General features: G+C 71.2%; 18 protein-coding genes and 1 pseudogene. 16 read left to right on the top strand and 3 right to left on the bottom strand.

The features are described from left to right. Window positions 1-118 precede the first annotated feature (118 nt). From D452_RS0103265 to D452_RS0103220, 9 genes are all read left to right on the top strand, one after another. A complete protein-coding gene (locus tag D452_RS0103265; protein ID WP_017542722.1) occupies window positions 119-634 on the top strand; it encodes a DinB family protein in 516 nt (171 codons plus the stop codon). 169 nt (window positions 635-803) lie between these two features. Continuing rightward, the gene (locus D452_RS0103260) at window positions 804-1055 is read left to right on the top strand and encodes a DUF2795 domain-containing protein (protein WP_017542721.1); all 252 of its coding nucleotides are present in this window, start codon (window positions 804-806) and stop codon (window positions 1053-1055) included. A 160-nt stretch (window positions 1056-1215) separates the two neighbouring features. Beyond that, window positions 1216-2208: a siderophore ABC transporter substrate-binding protein gene (locus D452_RS0103255; RefSeq protein WP_017542720.1), complete on the top strand. Its 993-nt coding sequence runs from the start codon at window positions 1216-1218 to the stop codon at window positions 2206-2208. Between the two features lie 85 nt (window positions 2209-2293). Beyond that, window positions 2294-3283 carry an ABC transporter permease gene (locus D452_RS0103250; RefSeq protein WP_017542719.1) on the top strand — a complete coding sequence of 330 codons (990 nt, stop codon included), beginning with the start codon at window positions 2294-2296 and terminating at the stop codon, window positions 3281-3283. Beyond that, window positions 3276-4301, top strand: coding sequence for an iron chelate uptake ABC transporter family permease subunit (locus tag D452_RS0103245; protein WP_017542718.1), 1026 nt, complete (start codon window positions 3276-3278; stop codon window positions 4299-4301). The genes D452_RS0103250 and D452_RS0103245 overlap by 8 nt, the downstream gene beginning before the upstream one ends. Further along, a complete protein-coding gene (locus D452_RS0103240) occupies window positions 4298-5053 on the top strand; it encodes an iron ABC transporter ATP-binding protein (protein ID WP_017542717.1) in 756 nt (251 codons plus the stop codon). The genes D452_RS0103245 and D452_RS0103240 overlap by 4 nt, the downstream gene beginning before the upstream one ends. Window positions 5054-5074: 21 nt before the next feature. Then, entirely contained in the window at window positions 5075-5983 is a 909-nt protein-coding gene (locus D452_RS0103235; RefSeq protein WP_040693033.1) for an aminoglycoside phosphotransferase family protein, read from the top strand. Window positions 5984-6078: 95 nt separating this feature from the next. Further along, a complete protein-coding gene (locus D452_RS0103230) occupies window positions 6079-6387 on the top strand; it encodes a hypothetical protein (protein WP_152498515.1) in 309 nt (102 codons plus the stop codon). A 423-nt stretch (window positions 6388-6810) separates the two neighbouring features. Further along, window positions 6811-7107, top strand: coding sequence for a DUF4287 domain-containing protein (locus tag D452_RS0103220; protein WP_017542713.1), 297 nt, complete (start codon window positions 6811-6813; stop codon window positions 7105-7107). Between the two features lie 5 nt (window positions 7108-7112). Here the strand turns inward: D452_RS0103220 and D452_RS31215 are convergent, their stop codons facing one another. From D452_RS31215 to D452_RS0103210, 3 genes and pseudogenes are all read right to left on the bottom strand, one after another. After that, window positions 7113-7295, bottom strand: coding sequence for a PEP-utilizing enzyme (locus D452_RS31215; RefSeq protein ID WP_239646314.1), 183 nt, complete (start codon window positions 7293-7295; stop codon window positions 7113-7115). A gap of 1603 nt (window positions 7296-8898) precedes the next feature. Then, window positions 8899-9486, bottom strand: a pseudogene (locus D452_RS31210) (PEP/pyruvate-binding domain-containing protein); the annotation flags it as partial. Between the two features lie 137 nt (window positions 9487-9623). After that, window positions 9624-10499: an alpha/beta fold hydrolase gene (locus D452_RS0103210; RefSeq protein ID WP_017542712.1), complete on the bottom strand. Its 876-nt coding sequence runs from the start codon at window positions 10497-10499 to the stop codon at window positions 9624-9626. A 328-nt stretch (window positions 10500-10827) separates the two neighbouring features. Between D452_RS0103210 and D452_RS30805 the strand changes: the two genes are divergently transcribed. The 7 genes from D452_RS30805 (at window position 10828) to mnhG (ending at window position 16754) form a co-directional block, all read left to right on the top strand. Beyond that, the gene (locus tag D452_RS30805) at window positions 10828-10998 is read left to right on the top strand and encodes a hypothetical protein (protein ID WP_017542711.1); all 171 of its coding nucleotides are present in this window, start codon (window positions 10828-10830) and stop codon (window positions 10996-10998) included. Between the two features lie 124 nt (window positions 10999-11122). Further along, window positions 11123-13969 carry a DUF4040 family protein gene (locus D452_RS0103200; protein WP_017542710.1) on the top strand — a complete coding sequence of 949 codons (2847 nt, stop codon included), beginning with the start codon at window positions 11123-11125 and terminating at the stop codon, window positions 13967-13969. Continuing rightward, complete coding sequence (locus tag D452_RS0103195; RefSeq protein ID WP_017542709.1) at window positions 13966-14274, top strand: sodium:proton antiporter; 309 nt, start codon at window positions 13966-13968, stop codon at window positions 14272-14274. Before D452_RS0103200 ends, D452_RS0103195 begins: the two co-directional genes overlap by 4 nt. Next, window positions 14271-15788: a monovalent cation/H+ antiporter subunit D family protein gene (locus D452_RS0103190; RefSeq protein WP_017542708.1), complete on the top strand. Its 1518-nt coding sequence runs from the start codon at window positions 14271-14273 to the stop codon at window positions 15786-15788. The genes D452_RS0103195 and D452_RS0103190 overlap by 4 nt, the downstream gene beginning before the upstream one ends. Next, entirely contained in the window at window positions 15785-16162 is a 378-nt protein-coding gene (locus D452_RS0103185; RefSeq protein ID WP_017542707.1) for a Na+/H+ antiporter subunit E, read from the top strand. The genes D452_RS0103190 and D452_RS0103185 overlap by 4 nt, the downstream gene beginning before the upstream one ends. Then, window positions 16162-16419 carry a monovalent cation/H+ antiporter complex subunit F gene (locus D452_RS0103180; RefSeq protein ID WP_017542706.1) on the top strand — a complete coding sequence of 86 codons (258 nt, stop codon included), beginning with the start codon at window positions 16162-16164 and terminating at the stop codon, window positions 16417-16419. Before D452_RS0103185 ends, D452_RS0103180 begins: the two co-directional genes overlap by 1 nt. Further along, the gene (mnhG, locus tag D452_RS0103175; protein ID WP_017542705.1) at window positions 16416-16754 is read left to right on the top strand and encodes a monovalent cation/H(+) antiporter subunit G; all 339 of its coding nucleotides are present in this window, start codon (window positions 16416-16418) and stop codon (window positions 16752-16754) included. The genes D452_RS0103180 and mnhG overlap by 4 nt, the downstream gene beginning before the upstream one ends. Window positions 16755-16855: the final 101 nt, after the last annotated feature.

Raw genomic sequence — 16855 nt, 5'->3', positions numbered from 1 at the left:
AGGCGGTCAGACCGCGAGGGGCCCGGGAGGACGGGAGACACCGTCCTCCCGGGCCCTGTGCGCGCCACCGAGGGGAAAAGGAGTGTGTCCCCGGTGACGGGTGTGACAGGTTGGGCGCATGCCTGACTATCGCCGCGACCTTCTGCGCGACCAGTACGACCTGACCTGGGCGCTCTTCGAGTACCACCTGGAGCGCCTCGAACCCGAGGACTTCCTCTGGGAGCCCGCCGAACTCTGCTGGACGCTGCGCCGTGGCCCCGGCGGCGTGTGGACCCCCGACTGGGCCGACAGCGAGCCCGACCCCGTACCGGTACCCACCATCGCCTGGCTGACCTGGCACATCGGCTGGTGGTGGACGGTCACCCTCGACCACACCCTGGGGCGCACCCCGCAGGACCGCGCCGAGATCCGGTGGCCGGGCGAGGAGGGGGCAGCGGACTGGCTGCGCGGCATGGGCCTGGACTGGGTCGAGGCGCTGTCCGAGATGGACCTGGACCGGCCCGCCTCCTTCCCCTGGCAGGGAGCGGACGGCAAGACCAACGCGCACACCGCCGCGTGGGTCAACAGCGAGCTGATGAAGAACGTGTCCGAGGTGGGCCAGCTCCGCCTGCTCCGGGCCGCCTCGCGCCGCTAGCGGACCGCCGGAGCCTCCCCGATGACGGTGTCCGCCGAGCTCAGGGGAGGACGCCCGACCGGGCCCACGGTTGGGGCCCCGCGCCGCCGGGTAGCCCCACAGGTGTCCGAGCAGGTCGGAGTGGCCGCTCCTCCGAGGCGGAGGCGCGGCGGTCTCGGGGGGACGAACAATGGGTGTCGAACGCGGTCTCGACGGACTCCGGAGGGTCCTGGACGGGCTCGGGTTTCCCGTGACCCGGGACGAGGCGGTCGCGGCGGCCCTGGACGCGGGCGCCGACGAGGAGATGGTGAGCGCCCTGAGGTCCATGCCGGACGCCGAGTACAACGAGCCCAAGGAGATCCTGGGCGCCGTGCCGCTGCCCGAGCGCGAGCCGGGCTCGCACACCGAGTCGGCGCGGGCGCGGGAGCGCGGGCAGCACTGAGCATGGAGGGCGCCGCCCCCTCGCGGGGTGGCCCCGCAGGAAACCGCAGGTCAAGGGCACGTCACACTGAGGTCAAACTCTCAAAGGGGACACCCGCACACATATCCGACAGAGGTTAGGTTAGGCTCTCCTTCATTCCTAACCCTGGAGGAGAACCACCATGAAGTCCCCCGGCCGCCCCGTCACGGCACTCTCGCTCATCCTGGCGTCCTCGCTGGTCATCGCGGGTTGCTCCGCGGGGACCCAGGACGCCGACGACTCCTCCGCCGCCGGGGGCGCCACGGTCGAGATCGAGGACAACAACGGCACCCAGACAGTGAACTCCCCCGCCGCGTCCGTGGTCGCCCTCGACAACCGGACCTTCGAGACCCTCTCCGACTGGGACGTGGAGCTGTCCGCCGCCGCCGTGTCGCTCATGCCCGACACCATCGGCTACACGCGGGACGACTCCATCATCGACATCGGCACGCACAACGAGCCCGACCTCGAGGCGATCGTCGCCGCCGAGCCGGACCTCGTCGTCAACGGCCAGCGGTTCACCCAGTACCAGGACGACATCACCTCGCTGGTCCCCGACGCCGCCGTCCTGGACCTCGACCCGCGCGAGGACGAGCCCTTCGACGCCGAGCTCAGGCGCCAGGTCACCGTGCTCGGCGAGGTCTTCGACAAGCAGGACGAGGCCGCCCAGCTCGTCGACGACCTCGACGCCGCCATCGAGCGGGTCCAGGACGCCTACGACGAGGACGACACCGTCATGGCCGTCACCACCTCCGGCGGCGAGATCGGCTACCTGGCGCCCGGCGTCGGCCGCACCCTCGGTCCGGCCTTCGACATCCTCGGCCTCACCCCGGCCCTCGAGGTCGACGGCGCCAGCGACGACCACCAGGGCGACGACATCTCCGTCGAGGCCGTCGCCGACTCGAACCCCGACTGGATCCTCGTGATGGACCGCGACGCCGCCGTCGCCGCCGACGAGGCCGGTTACGAGACCGCCGAGAACATCCTCTCCAGCTCCGAGGCGCTCTCCGGAGTGACCGCCGTCAAGGACGAGCAGATCATCCACATGCCCGTGGACACCTACACCAACGAGGGCATCCAGACCTACACCGAGTTCTTCGACGCGTTCGCCGACGCGCTGGAGGCCAGGGCTTGATCCCGCTCGACCCCGGGGCACGCGCCGACGCGAGTGTCGGCGCGTGCCCCCGTGTGAGGCACCGTCGCACCGGGGGTGACCGGGCGTGACTCCCGCGACCCCGGCCCCGTCGCGCGCACGGAACAAGGGGCGGCTGTTCGACTGGAAGCTGCTCGTCGGCGTCGCCGTCGTGGGCGCCCTCCTCGCGCTGTCCCTGGCCACCGGTGTGTACGACGTCCGAGGCGCCGACGACGGCGGCGAGATGTTCGCGATCACCCGGATCCCGCGCACCGTCGGCCTCGTCCTCGCGGGCGCCGCCATGGCCATGTCCGGTCTGGTCATGCAGCTGCTGACCCAGAACCGCTTCGTGGAGCCGACCACCACCGGCACCACCGAGTGGGCCGGTCTGGGCCTGCTCACCGTGATGATCCTGATGCCGGGCGCGAGCATCGGCACCCGCATGGCCGGGGCCGTGCTGGCGGCGTTCGTCGGCACGATGGTGTTCTTCCTGTTCCTGCGCCGCGTCACCCTGCGCTCGTCCCTGATCGTCCCGATCGTGGGCATCATGCTCGGAGCCGTCGTCAGCTCGGTGTCGACCTTCGTCGCGCTCCGGACCGACATGCTCCAGAACCTGGGCGTGTGGTTCGCGGGCAGTTTCACGTCGGTTCTGCGCGGTCAGTACGAGCCCTTGTGGATCGTGGCCGTCGTGGCCGTCGCGGTGTTCGTCGTCGCCGACCGCTTCACCGTCGCCGGTCTGGGCGAGGAGATCTCCACCAACGTCGGCCTGAACTACAACCGGGTCATCCTGCTGGGAACCACCCTCATCGCGGTGGCGACCGGCGTGGTGACCGTGGTGGTGGGGAACCTGCCGTTCCTCGGGCTCATCGTCCCCAACGTCGTCTCGATGTTCCGGGGCGACGACCTGCGGGGGAACCTGCCGTGGGTGTGCCTGCTCGGGATCGGCATCGTCACGGTGTGCGACCTGGTCGGTCGGACCATCATCATGCCCTTCGAGGTGCCCGTGTCCCTCATCCTCGGGGTCGTCGGCGCCTTCGTGTTCATCCTTCTCCTGTTGAGGCAGCGTCGCCGTGGCTGAGTCGACCGTTCTCCGGGAGCGCACCTCCCGGACCCTGCCCACACCGCGCGCCCGCCTCCGCTACCGGATCATCGTCTCCGTCCTCGTGGTCCTCGCCGTCGGCTTCACCTTCGGCCTGCTGGCCTGGGACAACCCGATGCCGGTCGGCTCGGACGGGTTCTGGCGCATCGCCGAGATGCGCGCCACCAACGTGGTGGTCATGGCCGTGGTGGCGATCTGCCAGGCCATCGCCACGGTGAGCTTCCAGACCGTGACCAACAACCGGATCATCACCCCGTCGATCATGGGGTTCGAGGCGCTGTACGTCGCGGTCCAGACCTCGGCCGTGTACTTCCTCGGCGTCGCGGGCGTCCTCGCCGTCAAGGGCCTGCCGCAGTTCGTGCTCCAGATCGCGCTGATGGTCGGCTTCGCGATGCTGCTGTACGGCTGGCTGCTGTCCGGCCGGTACGGCAACCTCCAGGTGATGCTGCTGATCGGCATCATCATCGGCGGCGGCCTGGCGTCGGTCTCCACCTTCATGCAGCGCCTGCTCACCCCCAGCGAGTTCGATGTGCTGGCCGCGCGGCTGTTCGGCAACGTCTCCAACGCCGACGCCTCGTACCTGCCGGTCGCGATCCCGCTGTGCCTGGTGGCCGCGACCCTGCTGGTGCTGAGTTCGCGACGCCTGAACATCGTGGCGCTGGGCCGGGACGCGAGCACCGGGCTCGGCCTGAACCACCGGCGCGAGACCATGCGGGTGCTCTTCCTGGTGTCGGTGCTCATGGCGGTCTCCACCGCCCTCGTGGGGCCGATGACCTTCCTCGGCTTCCTCGTCGCGACCCTGGCCTACCAGTTCGCCGACACGTACGACCACCGGTACGTGTTCCCTGTCGCCGCGCTGACCTGCTTCGTCGTGCTCAGTGGCGCCTACTTCGTCATGCGGAACATCTTCTACGCCAACGGGGTGGTCTCGATCATCATCGAGTTCGTCGGCGGCCTGGTGTTCCTGTTCGTCATCCTCAGAAAGGGCCGACTGTGATCACCCTCGAAGGTGTGCGCAAGGACTACGGCGGCGAGGTCACGATCGGCCCCGTGGACCTGGAGATCCCCCGGGGCGGCGTGACCGCCCTGGTGGGCCCGAACGGCGCCGGGAAGTCGACCCTGCTGACCATGGTGGGGCGCCTGCTCGGCCTCGACGCGGGCACCATCGAGGTCGCCGGGTACGACGTGACGAGGACGCCCTCCAAGGACCTGGCCAAGGTCGTGTCGGTGCTGCGCCAGGAGAACCACTTCGTCACCCGGCTGACGGTGCGCCAGCTCGTCGCGTTCGGCCGCTTCCCCCACTCCAGGGGGCGCCTCACGGCCGCCGACGAGGAGTTCGTCAGCCGCTCGATCGACTTCCTGGACCTCACCGACCTGGAGCACCGTTACCTCGACCAGCTGTCGGGGGGCCAGCGCCAGCGCGCCTACGTGGCGATGGTGCTGTGCCAGGACACCGAGTACGTGCTGCTCGACGAGCCGCTGAACAACCTGGACATGCGCCATTCGGTGCAGATGATGAAGCACCTGCGCCGTGCCGCGGCCGAGCTCGACCGGACGATCGTGATCGTGCTGCACGACATCAACTTCGCGGGCCACTACGCGGACCACATCTGCGCGGTCAAGGACGGCACGGTCGTGGAGTTCGGCCCGCCGGAGCGGATCATGACCGACGAGGTCCTCACGAAGGTGTTCGACACCCCGGTGACCGTCATCGAGGGACCCAACGGTCCGCTCGCGGTCTACTACTGAACCGTGTCCGATACTGGGGAGGTGAGCACCCCTCCGGCCGAAGTGACCGTCACCCCCGACCTCGTCCGCGAACTCCTGCGGGAACAGCACCCCGACCTCGCGGAACTGCCCGTCACCGCCGTCTCCCACGGCTGGGACAACTCCCTGTTCACCTTGGGGGAGAGCCTGTGCGCGCGCATGCCCAGGCGGGAGGCGGCGGCCCGGCTCGTGGTGAACGAGCAGCGGTGGCTGCCCCGGATCGCCGAGCGCGCGGGGGTCCCCGTCCCGGTTCCACTGCGGGTGGGCCGCCCCGGCCACGGCTACCCCTGGCACTGGTCGGTCAACCCGTGGTTCGAGGGCCGCACCCTCGCCGAGATCCCGGTGGGCGAGCGCTCCGACCTGGTCGGACCCCTCGCTCTCTTCCTGTCACGGCTGCACGTGCCCGCACCCGGCGACGCCCCGCACAACCCGGTCCGCGGCGTGCCCCTGCGTGAGCGCGACTCCAGGGCGCGCGAACGCCTGGCCGCCAGTGCCGACCCGCGCGCCCCGAAGCTGCTCGCCCTGTGGGAGGAGCTGCTCCCGACTCCCGAGTGGAACGGTCCGGCGCTCTGGCTGCACGGCGACCCGCACCCCGCCAACCTCCTGGTCGGCTCGGCCGAACACACCCGCGCCGAGGGGCGCCTCGACCTCGTCGCGGTCCTGGACTTCGGCGACCTCACCTCCGGTGACCCCGCCTCCGACCTCGCCGTCGCCTGGCTGGCCTTCGGCCCCGGGGACCGCGCGCGCCTGCGCGCCGACCTGGACCACCTCAGCGGAGTCGACGCCCACACCTGGGACCGGGCCCGCGCCTGGGCGCTCCTGTACTCGACCCTGCTGTGCGCCAGCGCTCCCGAACACCCGCTCCTGGGCGCCATCGGGGAGCACGCGGTCACCCAGCTGCTGGACGCGTAGGGCGCCCACCGGCCCCGGGTCGGAGCCTGGTCAGAGCGGGTCCGGCGGAGGCGCACAATGGTCCGAAACCCACCCGGACCCGACAGGTGATGATCGTGAGCAGACCAGGACCGACCGTGAAGTCCCTGATGGAGGCGTTGGAGGGCCCGGTCCACGGGCTGGTCTCGGCGCCCCGGGGGCTGGACGCCCTGGCGCACTCCGTGGTGGTGGCCCACCCCGACGACCCGGTACCCCCGGGTTCCCTGATCGTCGCCCCGACCGGTGGCGCCGAGGCCGTCGCCCTCGCCGAGCGGGCCGTGCGCGGCGGAGCGGGCGCCGTCGCCGTGCCCGGAACCCCGGACGACGGGCTGCGCGACCTCGACCTCGCCGTGCTCTCCGTGGATCCCGCCCTGGCCGCCACCTAGTTCGCGGCCCTCGCCCGGAGACCGCGCTGGACTCCTTCGACCCCGAGGACCGGCACAGGGACCTGTTCTCCCTCGCCCAGACCGTCGCGCCCCTGACCGGCGGGATCGTGAGCATCGAGGACGGCGCGAACCGGGTGCTGGCCTACTCGGCCTCCCACGAGGGCGCAAACGAACTGCGCCAGCAGACCATCCTCGGCCGCGACTGTCCCTCGTCTGAGCTTCACGGCGGTGCTCTCGATCGTCGCGGTGTCCTTCGCTCACCGGATCTCCGACGTGGAGGACCGTCACCTGCGCGGCAGGAAGGACTCCGAGGTCCGACGGTCCGGCGGAAGGGCGGCGCCCTTCCGCCGGCGCCGCCCTTCCGCCGGAATGTCACACCCGGGTGTGAGCATGGGGTCCTGACTTCCCTCCAGAGGAGATCCCATGTCCTTTCAGGCCTACCTGGACACCATCGAGGACCGGACCGGGCTGGTGCCGCGCGCCCTCGTCGACATCGCCAAGGAGAAGGGGTACGACGACCCCTCGGTGAAGGCGGGCACCATCATCGCGTGGCTGGCCGCCGACTACGGCCTGGGCCGGGGCCACGCGATGGCCCTGGTGCACGTGATCAGGAAGGGGCCGACCATCGACGCCAAACACGTGGGCGCCTCCGGCAGCCACCGGGACGCCTCCACCGAACTCTGGCTCGACGGGAAGGCGACCAACCCGAACAGGACCTGACCCGGTCAGGGCTCGTCGACCACGTCCACCGTCCCGGCGGTGCCGTCGACCCGCAGCAGGTCACCGGTGCGGATTCTGGTGGTGGCGTCCCGTACGCAGATCACCGCGGGTATCCCGTACTCGCGGGCCACCGTGGGACCGTGCGCGATCGGCGAACCGGTCTCCGAGACCAGCCCGGCTGCGGTCATGAACAGCGGGGTCCAGCCCGGGTCGGTCGTGGGGGCCACGAGGATCTCGCCGGGTTCGATCCGGGCGCCGACCGGGTCGAGGACGACGCGAGCCCGTCCCTCGGCCCTGCCCGGCGCGGCGGGCGCCCCGGGCAGGCCGCCCCGCGCCACGGCCGGAGGTGGCAGCGCGGCCTCCACGTCGGTGCCGTCGGTCAACAGTGTCCCCGGCACCGAGCGCCTGCGCAGTTCTCGCAGGTGGAAGCGGCGGCGCTCGGCCACCAGGCCCCGCTGGTCGGTGCCTTCGCGCGCGGCGGCGCGGATCTCGTGCACCCGCAGGAAGAAGACGTCGTCGGCCCCGGCCAGCAGACCCTGGGCGACCAGGTCCTCCCCCGCGAGGAGGAGTTGGCGGCGCATCTCCGCGAACGGCACCAACCAGGCGAACTTCGCGTACTCCCGCATCCCCCGAGCTCGCGCGAGCGGCGCATGAGGAAGGCGGCGACCGCGCCGCGCACCGGGCGTTCGCGTACGGCCCGGGACCCGAGCTCNACCGGAGCTGGGGGAGCCTGGTCACGGCGGCGGCACCGGCCCGCTCGAACCTGCGGTCCGGTGCCAGGTCCGGGTCCTCCAGGCGCAGGTAGTTGGCGACCGATCCGAACACCGGGGCGGGGTCCTCGCTCCACCGGGGCACGCCGATGTCCACCTCGCCCGCCGCCCGGTGTCCGTAGGAGTCCAGGAAGGCATCCACTCCGACGTCCGGCAGCTCGCCGCGCAGGTACCGGGCGGCGAGCTCCTCCGAAGGCGTGCTGGCGAACAGGTCCCCGTGAGCGCGGGCGCGCTCGGCGATCCCCCACAGGTCCAGGTCCATCTCCGTGGTGACGTTGTGCGGCAGCCCGCCCAGCACGGTGTCGGTCTCCTCCTTGGTGGCCACTCCGTGGAGCAGGGCCGCCGGAGCCGTGGCGGTGACGATCCCGGCGAAGACCGGACCGATCACCTCCCGCAGGTCGCGGCCGAGCATGGCGTCGAAGGCGCTTCCGGTGACCCAGTCCAGCCGTCGCGCCGGGCTCGCCTCCGCTCCCGGCCCGCGCAGCGCGCGCAGCCGGGCCACGGCCGCCTGGGCGCGGGCCCGGGCCGCTCGGGGCCGGGCCAGCGCGTACCCGACGCCGACCAGGGAGGGAAGGGCGACGGCGGCGATCCGCAGGGCCGTGGAGGCGGAGAACGGCAGTCCGGGACGGGGGGCGAAACGCGGGTCGCCGAGCACGTGCTCCACCGCCGCTCGCACCCGTGGTCCGTACACCTCCATGCCCGCGGGCAGTCTCCGACGGAGCGGAGCGCTGCGCAGGAAGGCGGACAGGTCGACGTACAGACGGCTTCCGACGTCGACCATCAGGGGATCGGGATCGGCGGCGTCGGTGGCGGACCCTCTCCCCGACCACCAGCGGGTCCACACCCGCTGGAGCATGGACAGGCCGAGCGGGGTGAAGGGTCTGAGCATGCCCTGCATGTGCCCGATCTCCATGTAGAAGCGGGGCTGGTCGGGCAGGTCCTGCGGGGGCAGGGGGAAGAGGGCGGTGACGGGCCGGGACTGGAGCAACCACAGGGTGCCGTCGCGGTCGTGGGACCACTCGACGTCCTGCGGGGATCCGAAGAGCGCCTGGAGGCGTCGCCCGGTCGCGGCCAGTTCGAGGACCTGCCCCCGGGTGAGGCAGCCCTCGGACAGGTCGGGGGCGCGTCCGTCGTCGACCGCGTAGTGGTCGGGTTCGACCGAGCCGTCCACGACCGCTGCGCCCGATCCGCGAACGGCGTCGACCACGGTCCGGGCCCGGGACCCGGTGAGCGGATCGGCGGTGAACATGACCCCGGCGGTGGCGGCGTCGACCATCCGCTGCACCACGACCGCCATGCGCACGCCCGCCCGGTCGATGCCGTTGGCCCGCCGGTAGGAGACGGCGCGTTCGTTGTCGAGGGAGTCCCAGCAGCGCCGGACCGCGTCCACGACGGCGTCCGCGCCCTCGACGTCGAGGTAGGTGTCCTGTTGTCCGGCGAAGCTGGCGTCGGGCAGGTCCTCGGTGGTCGCGCTGGAGCGCACCGCGACCCTGCCCCCGCCCAGGGCCGCGTAGGCCCGGGCGACCCGCTCGGCGGGCACCGTTCCCGAGGCGTACGCGGCGGTCGTGACGCAGAACCCGGCGGGCACCCGCTCGCCGGCCGCCGCCATCGCGCCGAGGTTGGCGGCCTTGCCTCCCACGAGCGCGCCCGTGCCCCGGCGGATCTCGTCCAGTGCGACGACGTCGTCCTGTTGGCCCATGCGATGAGTCTTCCCCGAGCGGGCGTGGCCCACCCCGGACCCGCAGGTCAGGCTGCCTGTCGAACCAGTTCGCGGACCTGCTCGGGGAACTCGTAGGGGGCCAGGTGGCCCGCCTTGTCCAGCACGTGCAGGTCGGTGTCCAGGAACCGGCGGGCCGGGCCGTGCAGGCGGGCCGGTGAGAAGAAAACGTCGTCCGAACCTGTGGCCACCGTGACGTTGTGCCCCTGCCAGGCCAGCAGCGACTCCGTGGGGAGCGGCCCCGGGGCCAGGCTGGTCCGGCAGTGCTTGCCGACCATCGTCATCCACGAGGCGAAGGGGTGGACGGGGTGGCGGAAGTCGGGGCCGCTCATGAAGTTGAGCAGCCGCGTGCTCTTGTCGTCGCGCGGCCCGATCATCCAGGGCAGGGTCACCCGCATCAGCTCGGGCGGGGTGGCGGCGCTGGTCAGCCCGGCCGGGTTCACCAGCACCAGACCCCTGACCATTTCGCGGGGGCTGGAGGCCAGCGCGACCGCCGCGCCCAGGGAGTGCCCGAGCACCACCGCGGGCCGGTCCACCAGTTCGGGCAGCAGCTCGTCCAACCATCTGCCGTAGGCCTCGGCGCGGTGACCCCGGGGGCGCACCCCACAGCTGAGCCCGGGTTGCCCGGGCAGGTCCACGAGGTAGACGTCCCGCTCCGCCGTCATGTCGGAGGCGGGTGAGGCGCTGAGCGCGCTGTTGAAGTTGGTGCCGCTGAGGACCACCACCGGGGTCCCGGGGCCGCCGGGTATGCGAAAGGCGCGGGTCGGGCCGATCGACGTGGTGATCTCCGGGAGGAAGACCAGGTCCGGGTACTCGTCGAGCCGCTCGCGGCACCATCCTCGGACGGTCCGCTCAGCGAGTTCGGAACGGTAGACGCGAGCTCCGTGAAGAGTGGTCTCCGACATGGACGCACCTGGTTTCGGGTAGGGGTCAGCGCTTCGCCGACCAGTCTTCCCGGCACACCTGACCGGCACTCTACGCGCGTTTCCCCAGTTCGACCAACCGCCGGTCACCCTCAGCGACCGAACCAGCGACCACGGGCATGTTACCTGTTCAGGCACTATGTTGGCCGGAGCGCCCCGTGCCCGTTGGTACCTTCTGCCCCCGGTGAAACATGGCCGGAACTGGACATATGATCCACCATCGACGAACATGGGCGCGGCGCCACTCGCGCCACAGGTGTGCCGGGAAGACTGGTCGGCGTCCCTACGACCCATGTCCGGAGCACGCCGTATGACCACGACCAGCGTGAAGCCTGCGCGCGAGCTGCGCAGAAGCCGCTTCGGTGAGCGCCACAAGCTCCCGGTCGGAAACCCCCGCCCGCACGGCACCAACGGCTACACCACCTCGTGGGGCACCAACGCGCACGGCGAACTCAGTTCCTGCCCGCCGGGACCCGGCTGACCGCGTCCCTGCCGACGCGCCCCGAATCCGCTCCTCATCCGTGTCGCCGCGCGCACCGCACCGGCCCGCCCCCGGGTCCGCCGTGCCTCCACCGCGCGGCTCAACGCCGTGAAAGGACAGTGGCTTGGTGCTGCTGCTTCTGATGATCGTGCTCGCGCTGACCGTCGCGATCACACCCTTACTGGACAGACTGCTGGGCCGTAACGCGGGCTGGCCCGTCTCCGCCGTGTTCCTCGGCCTGGCTCTGCTGGTGGCCGCCCAGGCGCCGCAGGTTCTGGGCTCCGGGGTGCCCCTGGAGTTCTCCCGGCCCTGGATGCCGCAGATCGGGGTCTCGTTCCACCTGCGCATGGACGGCCTCGGCTGGCTGTTCACCATGCTGGTGACCGGTATCGGGGCGCTGATCATGGCGTACTCGACCCGGTACTTCCCGCCCGGCCGCCGTCTCGGCTTCTACTTCCTGATGTCCCTCTTCGCCCTGGCGATGACGGGTCTGGTCCTGGCCGACGACGTGGTGCTGCTCTTCGTGTTCTGGGAGCTCACCACCATCGCGTCGTTCTACCTGATCGGCCTGTCCGGGGTGTCGGCCAGCCGTCCGGCGATCCGCACGTTCCTCCTCACCGCCATGGGCGGTCTCGCACTGCTCGCGGCGGTCGTGCTGCTCATCGTGCGCACCGGCACCACGCAGCTGAGCGCGATCCTGGCCGACACGTCCTGGACCCAGGACACCGGGTTCGCGTCGCTGGTGGCCGTGCTGGTCGCCGTCGCCGTGTTCACGAAGTCGGCGCAGTTCCCGTTCCACTACTGGCTGCCGGACGCCATGGCGGCGAGCACGCCGGTCAGCGCCTACCTGCACGCGGCCGCGATGGTCAAGGCCGGTATCTACCTGGCCATGCGGTTCACGCCCGCCTTCGGTGAGCTGATGGTGTGGAACACCCTCCTCATCACCCTGGGTCTGACCACGGCGGTGATCGGCGCGGTCTTCGCCCTGCAACAGCACGACCTCAAGAGGCTCGCCGCCTTCTCCACCGTGAGCCAGCTCGGCTTCCTGGTGGCGGTGATCGGTGTGGGCACCCCCGCCGCCCTGGTCGCGGCGGCCGTGCACACGGTGGCGCACGCCCTCTTCAAGTCCGCGCTGTTCATGGTGGTCGGCCTGGTCGACCACCAGACCGGCACCCGCGACCTGCGTCAGCTGGGCGGTCTGCGTCGGCGGATGCCGGTGACCGCGACCGTCGCCGCGCTGTCCGCGCTGTCCATGGCGGGCATTCCGCCGCTGCTCGGGTTCATCAGCAAGGAGAACCTCTTCGAGTCGCTGCTGCACGCGCCCGGCCCAGCCTGGTTCGGCCCGGTGGCCGGTGCCGTCGCGGTCGCGGCGGCCGCGTTCACCTTCGCGTACTCGTTCCGGTTCGTGTACGGGGCCTTCTGGGGCGAGCCACGGGGCGACGCCCGGGAGCGCACCGCGACCGAGGCGAGCTCCGGCTTCTGGCTCCCCGCGATCCTCGCCTCGCTGGGCGGCGTGCTCCTCGGCCTGACCGTCCCGGCCCTGGATCCGCTGGTCAACGAGGTGGCCCTGAACGCCACCCACCAGGAGGCCGACGCGCACCTGCTGCTGTGGCACGGGTTCAACGCCGCCCTCGGCATGTCCGCGCTGGCGATCGGCCTGGGCGCCCTGCTGTCCTGGCGGAGCCGTTCCGGTGAGGCGCTGGCCGGGCGCGACCTCGTCCCGGTGACGGGTGTGCGGGTCTTCGAGGCCCTGTACGACGGGATCATCCGAGCGGGCAGGCGCACCGGCGACCTCACCCGCAGCGACTCCCCCGCTTTCCACCTGGGGGTGCCGATGGTGCTGATCATCGCGCTGACCCTGGTCACCGTGGTGTTCCGGTTGGACCTGCCGCCGCTGGCCGGGCAGACCTCGATGGGCCTGGACTGGCTCCTCGTGGGTCTGATGGTCGTGGCCGTCGGCGCCGCCGTGGTCACCCGCTCCCGGATGGCGGGGCTGGCCCTGGTCGGCGTCGCCGGGTTCACCGTCGCCCTGTGGCTGTTCTTCCTGGGCGCCTTCGACGTGGCCCTCACCCAGCTGCTGGTGGAGATCCTGACCGTGGTCGTCGCGGTGCTGGTCCTGCGCCGCCTGCCGCGCCGCTTCCACAAGGTGCGGAGGCGTCGCACCGTCCTGACCGCCGCGATCGCGATCGGCGCCGGTCTGGCCGCCGGTCTGGCCGCCTACGCCCTCACCGGTCGGCGCGAGTTGTCGCCCGTGGCCGACTACCTCCTGGCGCACGCCCCGGAGGACACCGGCGGCACCAACGTGGTCAACACGATCCTGGTCGACTACCGCGCGCTGGACACCCTGGGCGAACTCACCGTGCTCGGTGTGGCGGGCCTGATCATCATCGCGGTGATCCGGTCCAGCGACCTGCTCCCGGTGCACTCCTCGCGCCGGGTGGTCGTGGGGACGGCCAACGCCGCACACGACCCCACCGACAACACGGTCCTGATGCGCACGGTGGGCCGCTTCCTGATGCCGCTGCTGGTCGTCTGGTCGCTGTACCTGCTGTTCCGCGGCCACAACGAACCCGGCGGCGGGTTCATCGCCGGTCTCGTGGGCGGTGCGGGCTTCGCGCTGACCTACCTGTCGGCGGCCAGCGACAGGGCGGCACGCATCCGCCTGGCCTACCCCGTGATCATCGGGGCCGGTGTGCTGGTCGCCGCGTTCTCCGGGTTCCTCGGCTACCTGGAGGGCTCGTTCCTCAAGCCGCTGCACGCGGAGATCCCGCTGGCCTGGGGCGACTACTTCCACTTCACCACGGCGTTCGTCTTCGACGTCGGCGTCTACCTCGCGGTGGTGGGCGTCCTGCTCACCGCGCTCAACGAGCTGGGACTCGAACGCGGCAGTCCGGGCACACGCGGTTCGGACGACGGTTCGGACACCGGCGCACACGACCTGGACGGCTCCACCACGGGAGGCAAGCGATGACCCTCGCCATCACCATCGGCGTCATGGTCGCCGGGGGCGTCTACCTGATGCTCCAGCGCGGCATGGTGCGTATCGTCCTGGGCCTCATCCTGGTGGGCCACGCCGTCAACCTGCTGATCATGTCGGCCGGTGGCGTGTACCGCCGTGACCTGCCCCTGCTCCAGTTCGGCACCGCGCCCACGGCGGCCGATCCGCTGCCCCAGGCGTTCGTGCTCACCGCGATCGTGATCGCCTTCTCCATCGCGATCTACATGCTCACCCTCGCCGCCTCCGGCAGCGACGACGACACCGAGGACGCCTCATGAACGCGGCGCTGCTGCCTCTCTTCGTCGCGGTGCCGCTGGTCGGCGCCGGACTGCTGACCGTCCTGCGCGGCCCCCTGTGGCTGCGCCGGATCCTGCTGCTCCTGCCCACCACGGTGTCGCTGCTCGGTGCCTCCGGACTGGTCTGGCTCACCCGGGACGGCGCCGTGTTCGCCCACAACGTGGGCCTGTGGCAGGACGGGGTCGCCATCCCGTTCGTCGCCGACGTCCTCAGCGCGCTCATGCTGTGGACCACCTCGCTGCTGGCCCTGGTGTGCTCGGCGTTCGCGATCGCCACCGGGGACGACCGGCGGTCGTTCTTCTCCCCGCTGGTCCTGGTGCTGACGGCCGGTGTGTCCGGCGCTCTGCTCACCGGCGACATCTTCAACATGTTCGTGTTCATCGAGGTCATGCTGCTGCCCTCGTACGGGCTGCTGGCGATGCTCGGTGCCATGGGCAGGCTGCGGGCCGGACGGATCTACGTCACGGTCAACCTGCTCACCTCCACGATCTTCCTCGCGGGTGTGGCGCTGGTCTACGCCGCCGCCGGGACCGTGCACATGGGCGAGCTGGCCGGGGCCGCGAAGGACGACCCGGTGGTCGCGGTCGGCATGGGCGTGGTCATCCTCGCCCTGTCGATCAAGGCCGCCGTCGTCCCAGTGCACGGCTGGCTGGCCCGCACCTACCCGGCCGCCTCCCCGGCGATCACCGCCCTGTTCTCCGGCCTGCACACCAAGGTGGCGATCTACGCGATCTACCGCCTGTACGCGCTGGTCTTCGACGGGGACGCGAAGTTCCTGTGGATCGGCGTGGTGGCCTTCACCCTCACCATGCTGATCGGCGTGATGGGCGCGGTCGGCGAGGGCACCACCCGTTCGATCCTGGTGTTCCACATGATCAGCCAGATCGGGTACATCCTGCTCGGGGTCGCCCTGTTCACCGAACTCGGGCTCATGGCGGGCATCTTCTACCTGATCCACCACATGATCGTGAAGGCGTCGCTCTTCCTGTCCACCGGCGCGATCGAGCACACCTACGGCACGGGCGCGCTGGACCGGCTCGGCGGGATCGCCAGGCGGGAGCCGCTCCTGGCCCTGGTGTTCATGGGGGCCGCCCTGTCCCTGGCGGGCCTGCCGCCGTTCTCCGGGTTCGTCGCCAAGCTGACCCTGGTCGTGGCGGCCGTGGACGACGCCCAGTGGACCGCCATGGCGGTGATGATCGCGGTCAGCCTGATCACCCTCATGTCGATGCTGAAGATCTGGGGCGGAGTGTTCTGGGGCAGGGCCCCGGACGAGGACGCCCCGGCACCCGTCGAGGCGGGCTCCGACGGTGCGGTCGCCACCGCGACGCGCACCACACCGAAGATCCGGACCGCGCTGATCGTGCCGGGCCTGATCCTGACAGCCACGACCCTGGGCATCGGCCTGGGCGCGCAGGTCCTGCTCGACCTCAGCGCGCAGGCCGCGGCCGGGCTCCTGGACACTTCCGGATACGTCGAGGCGGTGCTGGGACGATGATCCACCCGATGTGGGCACCCCGTGTGCTCTGCTTCCCCTTCTACGCGGGCGCCGAGATCGTGAAGACCTCCCTCCAGGTGATGTGGGACATCCTCACCCCGGGCAGTTCCGCTACCCCGGCCTTCGTGGAGGTCCCGGTCCGCTGCCGGACCGACTTCGAGTTCACCCTGCTGGCCAACCTGATCTCCCTGACTCCGGGGACGGTCACGGTGGCCGTGCGCCGGGACCCCGCCACCCTCTGGGTGCACGGGCTGTACGTGGAGGACCGCGCGTCCTTCCAGCAGGACATCCACGCGATGGAGGACCGCGTCCTGGGGGTCACCCGCCCGTCGGGGCCTCCGGAGAGCGTCCCGGCCGAGGGGGAACGGAACTGATGCAGCTCATCGACATCGGCCTGGCGGCCATCGTGCTGGCCATGGCCATCGCCGCCTACCGCATCCTGACCGGGCCGTCGGCCGCCGACCGGGGCGCCGCCTCCGACGTCGTCTTCTTCGGCTTCGTGGGGTTGGTCGCCATGCTCGGCTTCCGGCTGGACACCGAGCTGGTCGTGGACATCGTCCTGGTGTGCGCGCTGATCGGCTTCCTGGCCGCCCTGTCCCTGGCCCGCCTGATCACCGGAGGTAAGCGATGAACGCGCTGGACGTCGCCGGGATCGTCTGCATGGTCGCGGGCGCCCTGGTGTTCCTGGTCGGGGCGGTCGGACTGCTCCGCCTCCAGGACTTCTACGCCCGGCTCAGCGGCGTGGGGATCGCGGGCGGGCTCGGGACGGCGCTGGTGCTGCTCGGCCTGCTCCTGCACTACCCGACCGTGGAGAACGCGGTCAAGATCGGACTGGCGCTGCTGATCCAGCTGGCCACGGCGGCGGTCGGCGGCAACGCCATCGCCCGCGCTGGCTACCTGACCGGCGTGAAACCCACCGAGAACACGGCGTTCGACGATCTCGCCGCCACGGAGCGGGACGCCTAGCGCTCCCCCGGAGGGCCCCGTCTCCCCCGCGATCGGGCGGCGGGGCCCTCCGCCGTACGGTGCGCAGTGCCACAGTCGCGATTTCCGCCAGCTGGGAGGCC

The organism is Nocardiopsis prasina DSM 43845 (genome assembly GCF_000341265.1).
In the GTDB taxonomy this organism is placed as follows: Bacteria; Actinomycetota; Actinomycetes; order Streptosporangiales; family Streptosporangiaceae; genus Nocardiopsis; species Nocardiopsis prasina.
This window is presented reverse-complemented; position numbering and strand designations above follow the sequence as displayed.

What these genes read in the sequence shown, in the direction of transcription:
- D452_RS0103265 (WP_017542722.1), top strand. Translation starts at nt 119, where the DNA reads ATGCCTGACTATCGCCGCGACCTTCTGCGCGACCAGTACGACCTGACC.
- D452_RS0103260 (WP_017542721.1), top strand. Translation starts at nt 804, where the DNA reads ATGGGTGTCGAACGCGGTCTCGACGGACTCCGGAGGGTCCTGGACGGG.
- D452_RS0103255 (WP_017542720.1), top strand. Translation starts at nt 1,216, where the DNA reads ATGAAGTCCCCCGGCCGCCCCGTCACGGCACTCTCGCTCATCCTGGCG.
- D452_RS0103220 (WP_017542713.1), top strand. Translation starts at nt 6,811, where the DNA reads ATGTCCTTTCAGGCCTACCTGGACACCATCGAGGACCGGACCGGGCTG.
- D452_RS31215 (WP_239646314.1), bottom strand. Translation starts at nt 7,295, where the DNA reads ATGACCGCAGCCGGGCTGGTCTCGGAGACCGGTTCGCCGATCGCGCAC.
- D452_RS0103210 (WP_017542712.1), bottom strand. Translation starts at nt 10,499, where the DNA reads ATGTCGGAGACCACTCTTCACGGAGCTCGCGTCTACCGTTCCGAACTC.
- D452_RS30805 (WP_017542711.1), top strand. Translation starts at nt 10,828, where the DNA reads ATGACCACGACCAGCGTGAAGCCTGCGCGCGAGCTGCGCAGAAGCCGC.
- D452_RS0103195 (WP_017542709.1), top strand. Translation starts at nt 13,966, where the DNA reads ATGACCCTCGCCATCACCATCGGCGTCATGGTCGCCGGGGGCGTCTAC.
- D452_RS0103190 (WP_017542708.1), top strand. Translation starts at nt 14,271, where the DNA reads ATGAACGCGGCGCTGCTGCCTCTCTTCGTCGCGGTGCCGCTGGTCGGC.
- D452_RS0103185 (WP_017542707.1), top strand. Translation starts at nt 15,785, where the DNA reads ATGATCCACCCGATGTGGGCACCCCGTGTGCTCTGCTTCCCCTTCTAC.
- D452_RS0103180 (WP_017542706.1), top strand. Translation starts at nt 16,162, where the DNA reads ATGCAGCTCATCGACATCGGCCTGGCGGCCATCGTGCTGGCCATGGCC.
- mnhG (WP_017542705.1), top strand. Translation starts at nt 16,416, where the DNA reads ATGAACGCGCTGGACGTCGCCGGGATCGTCTGCATGGTCGCGGGCGCC.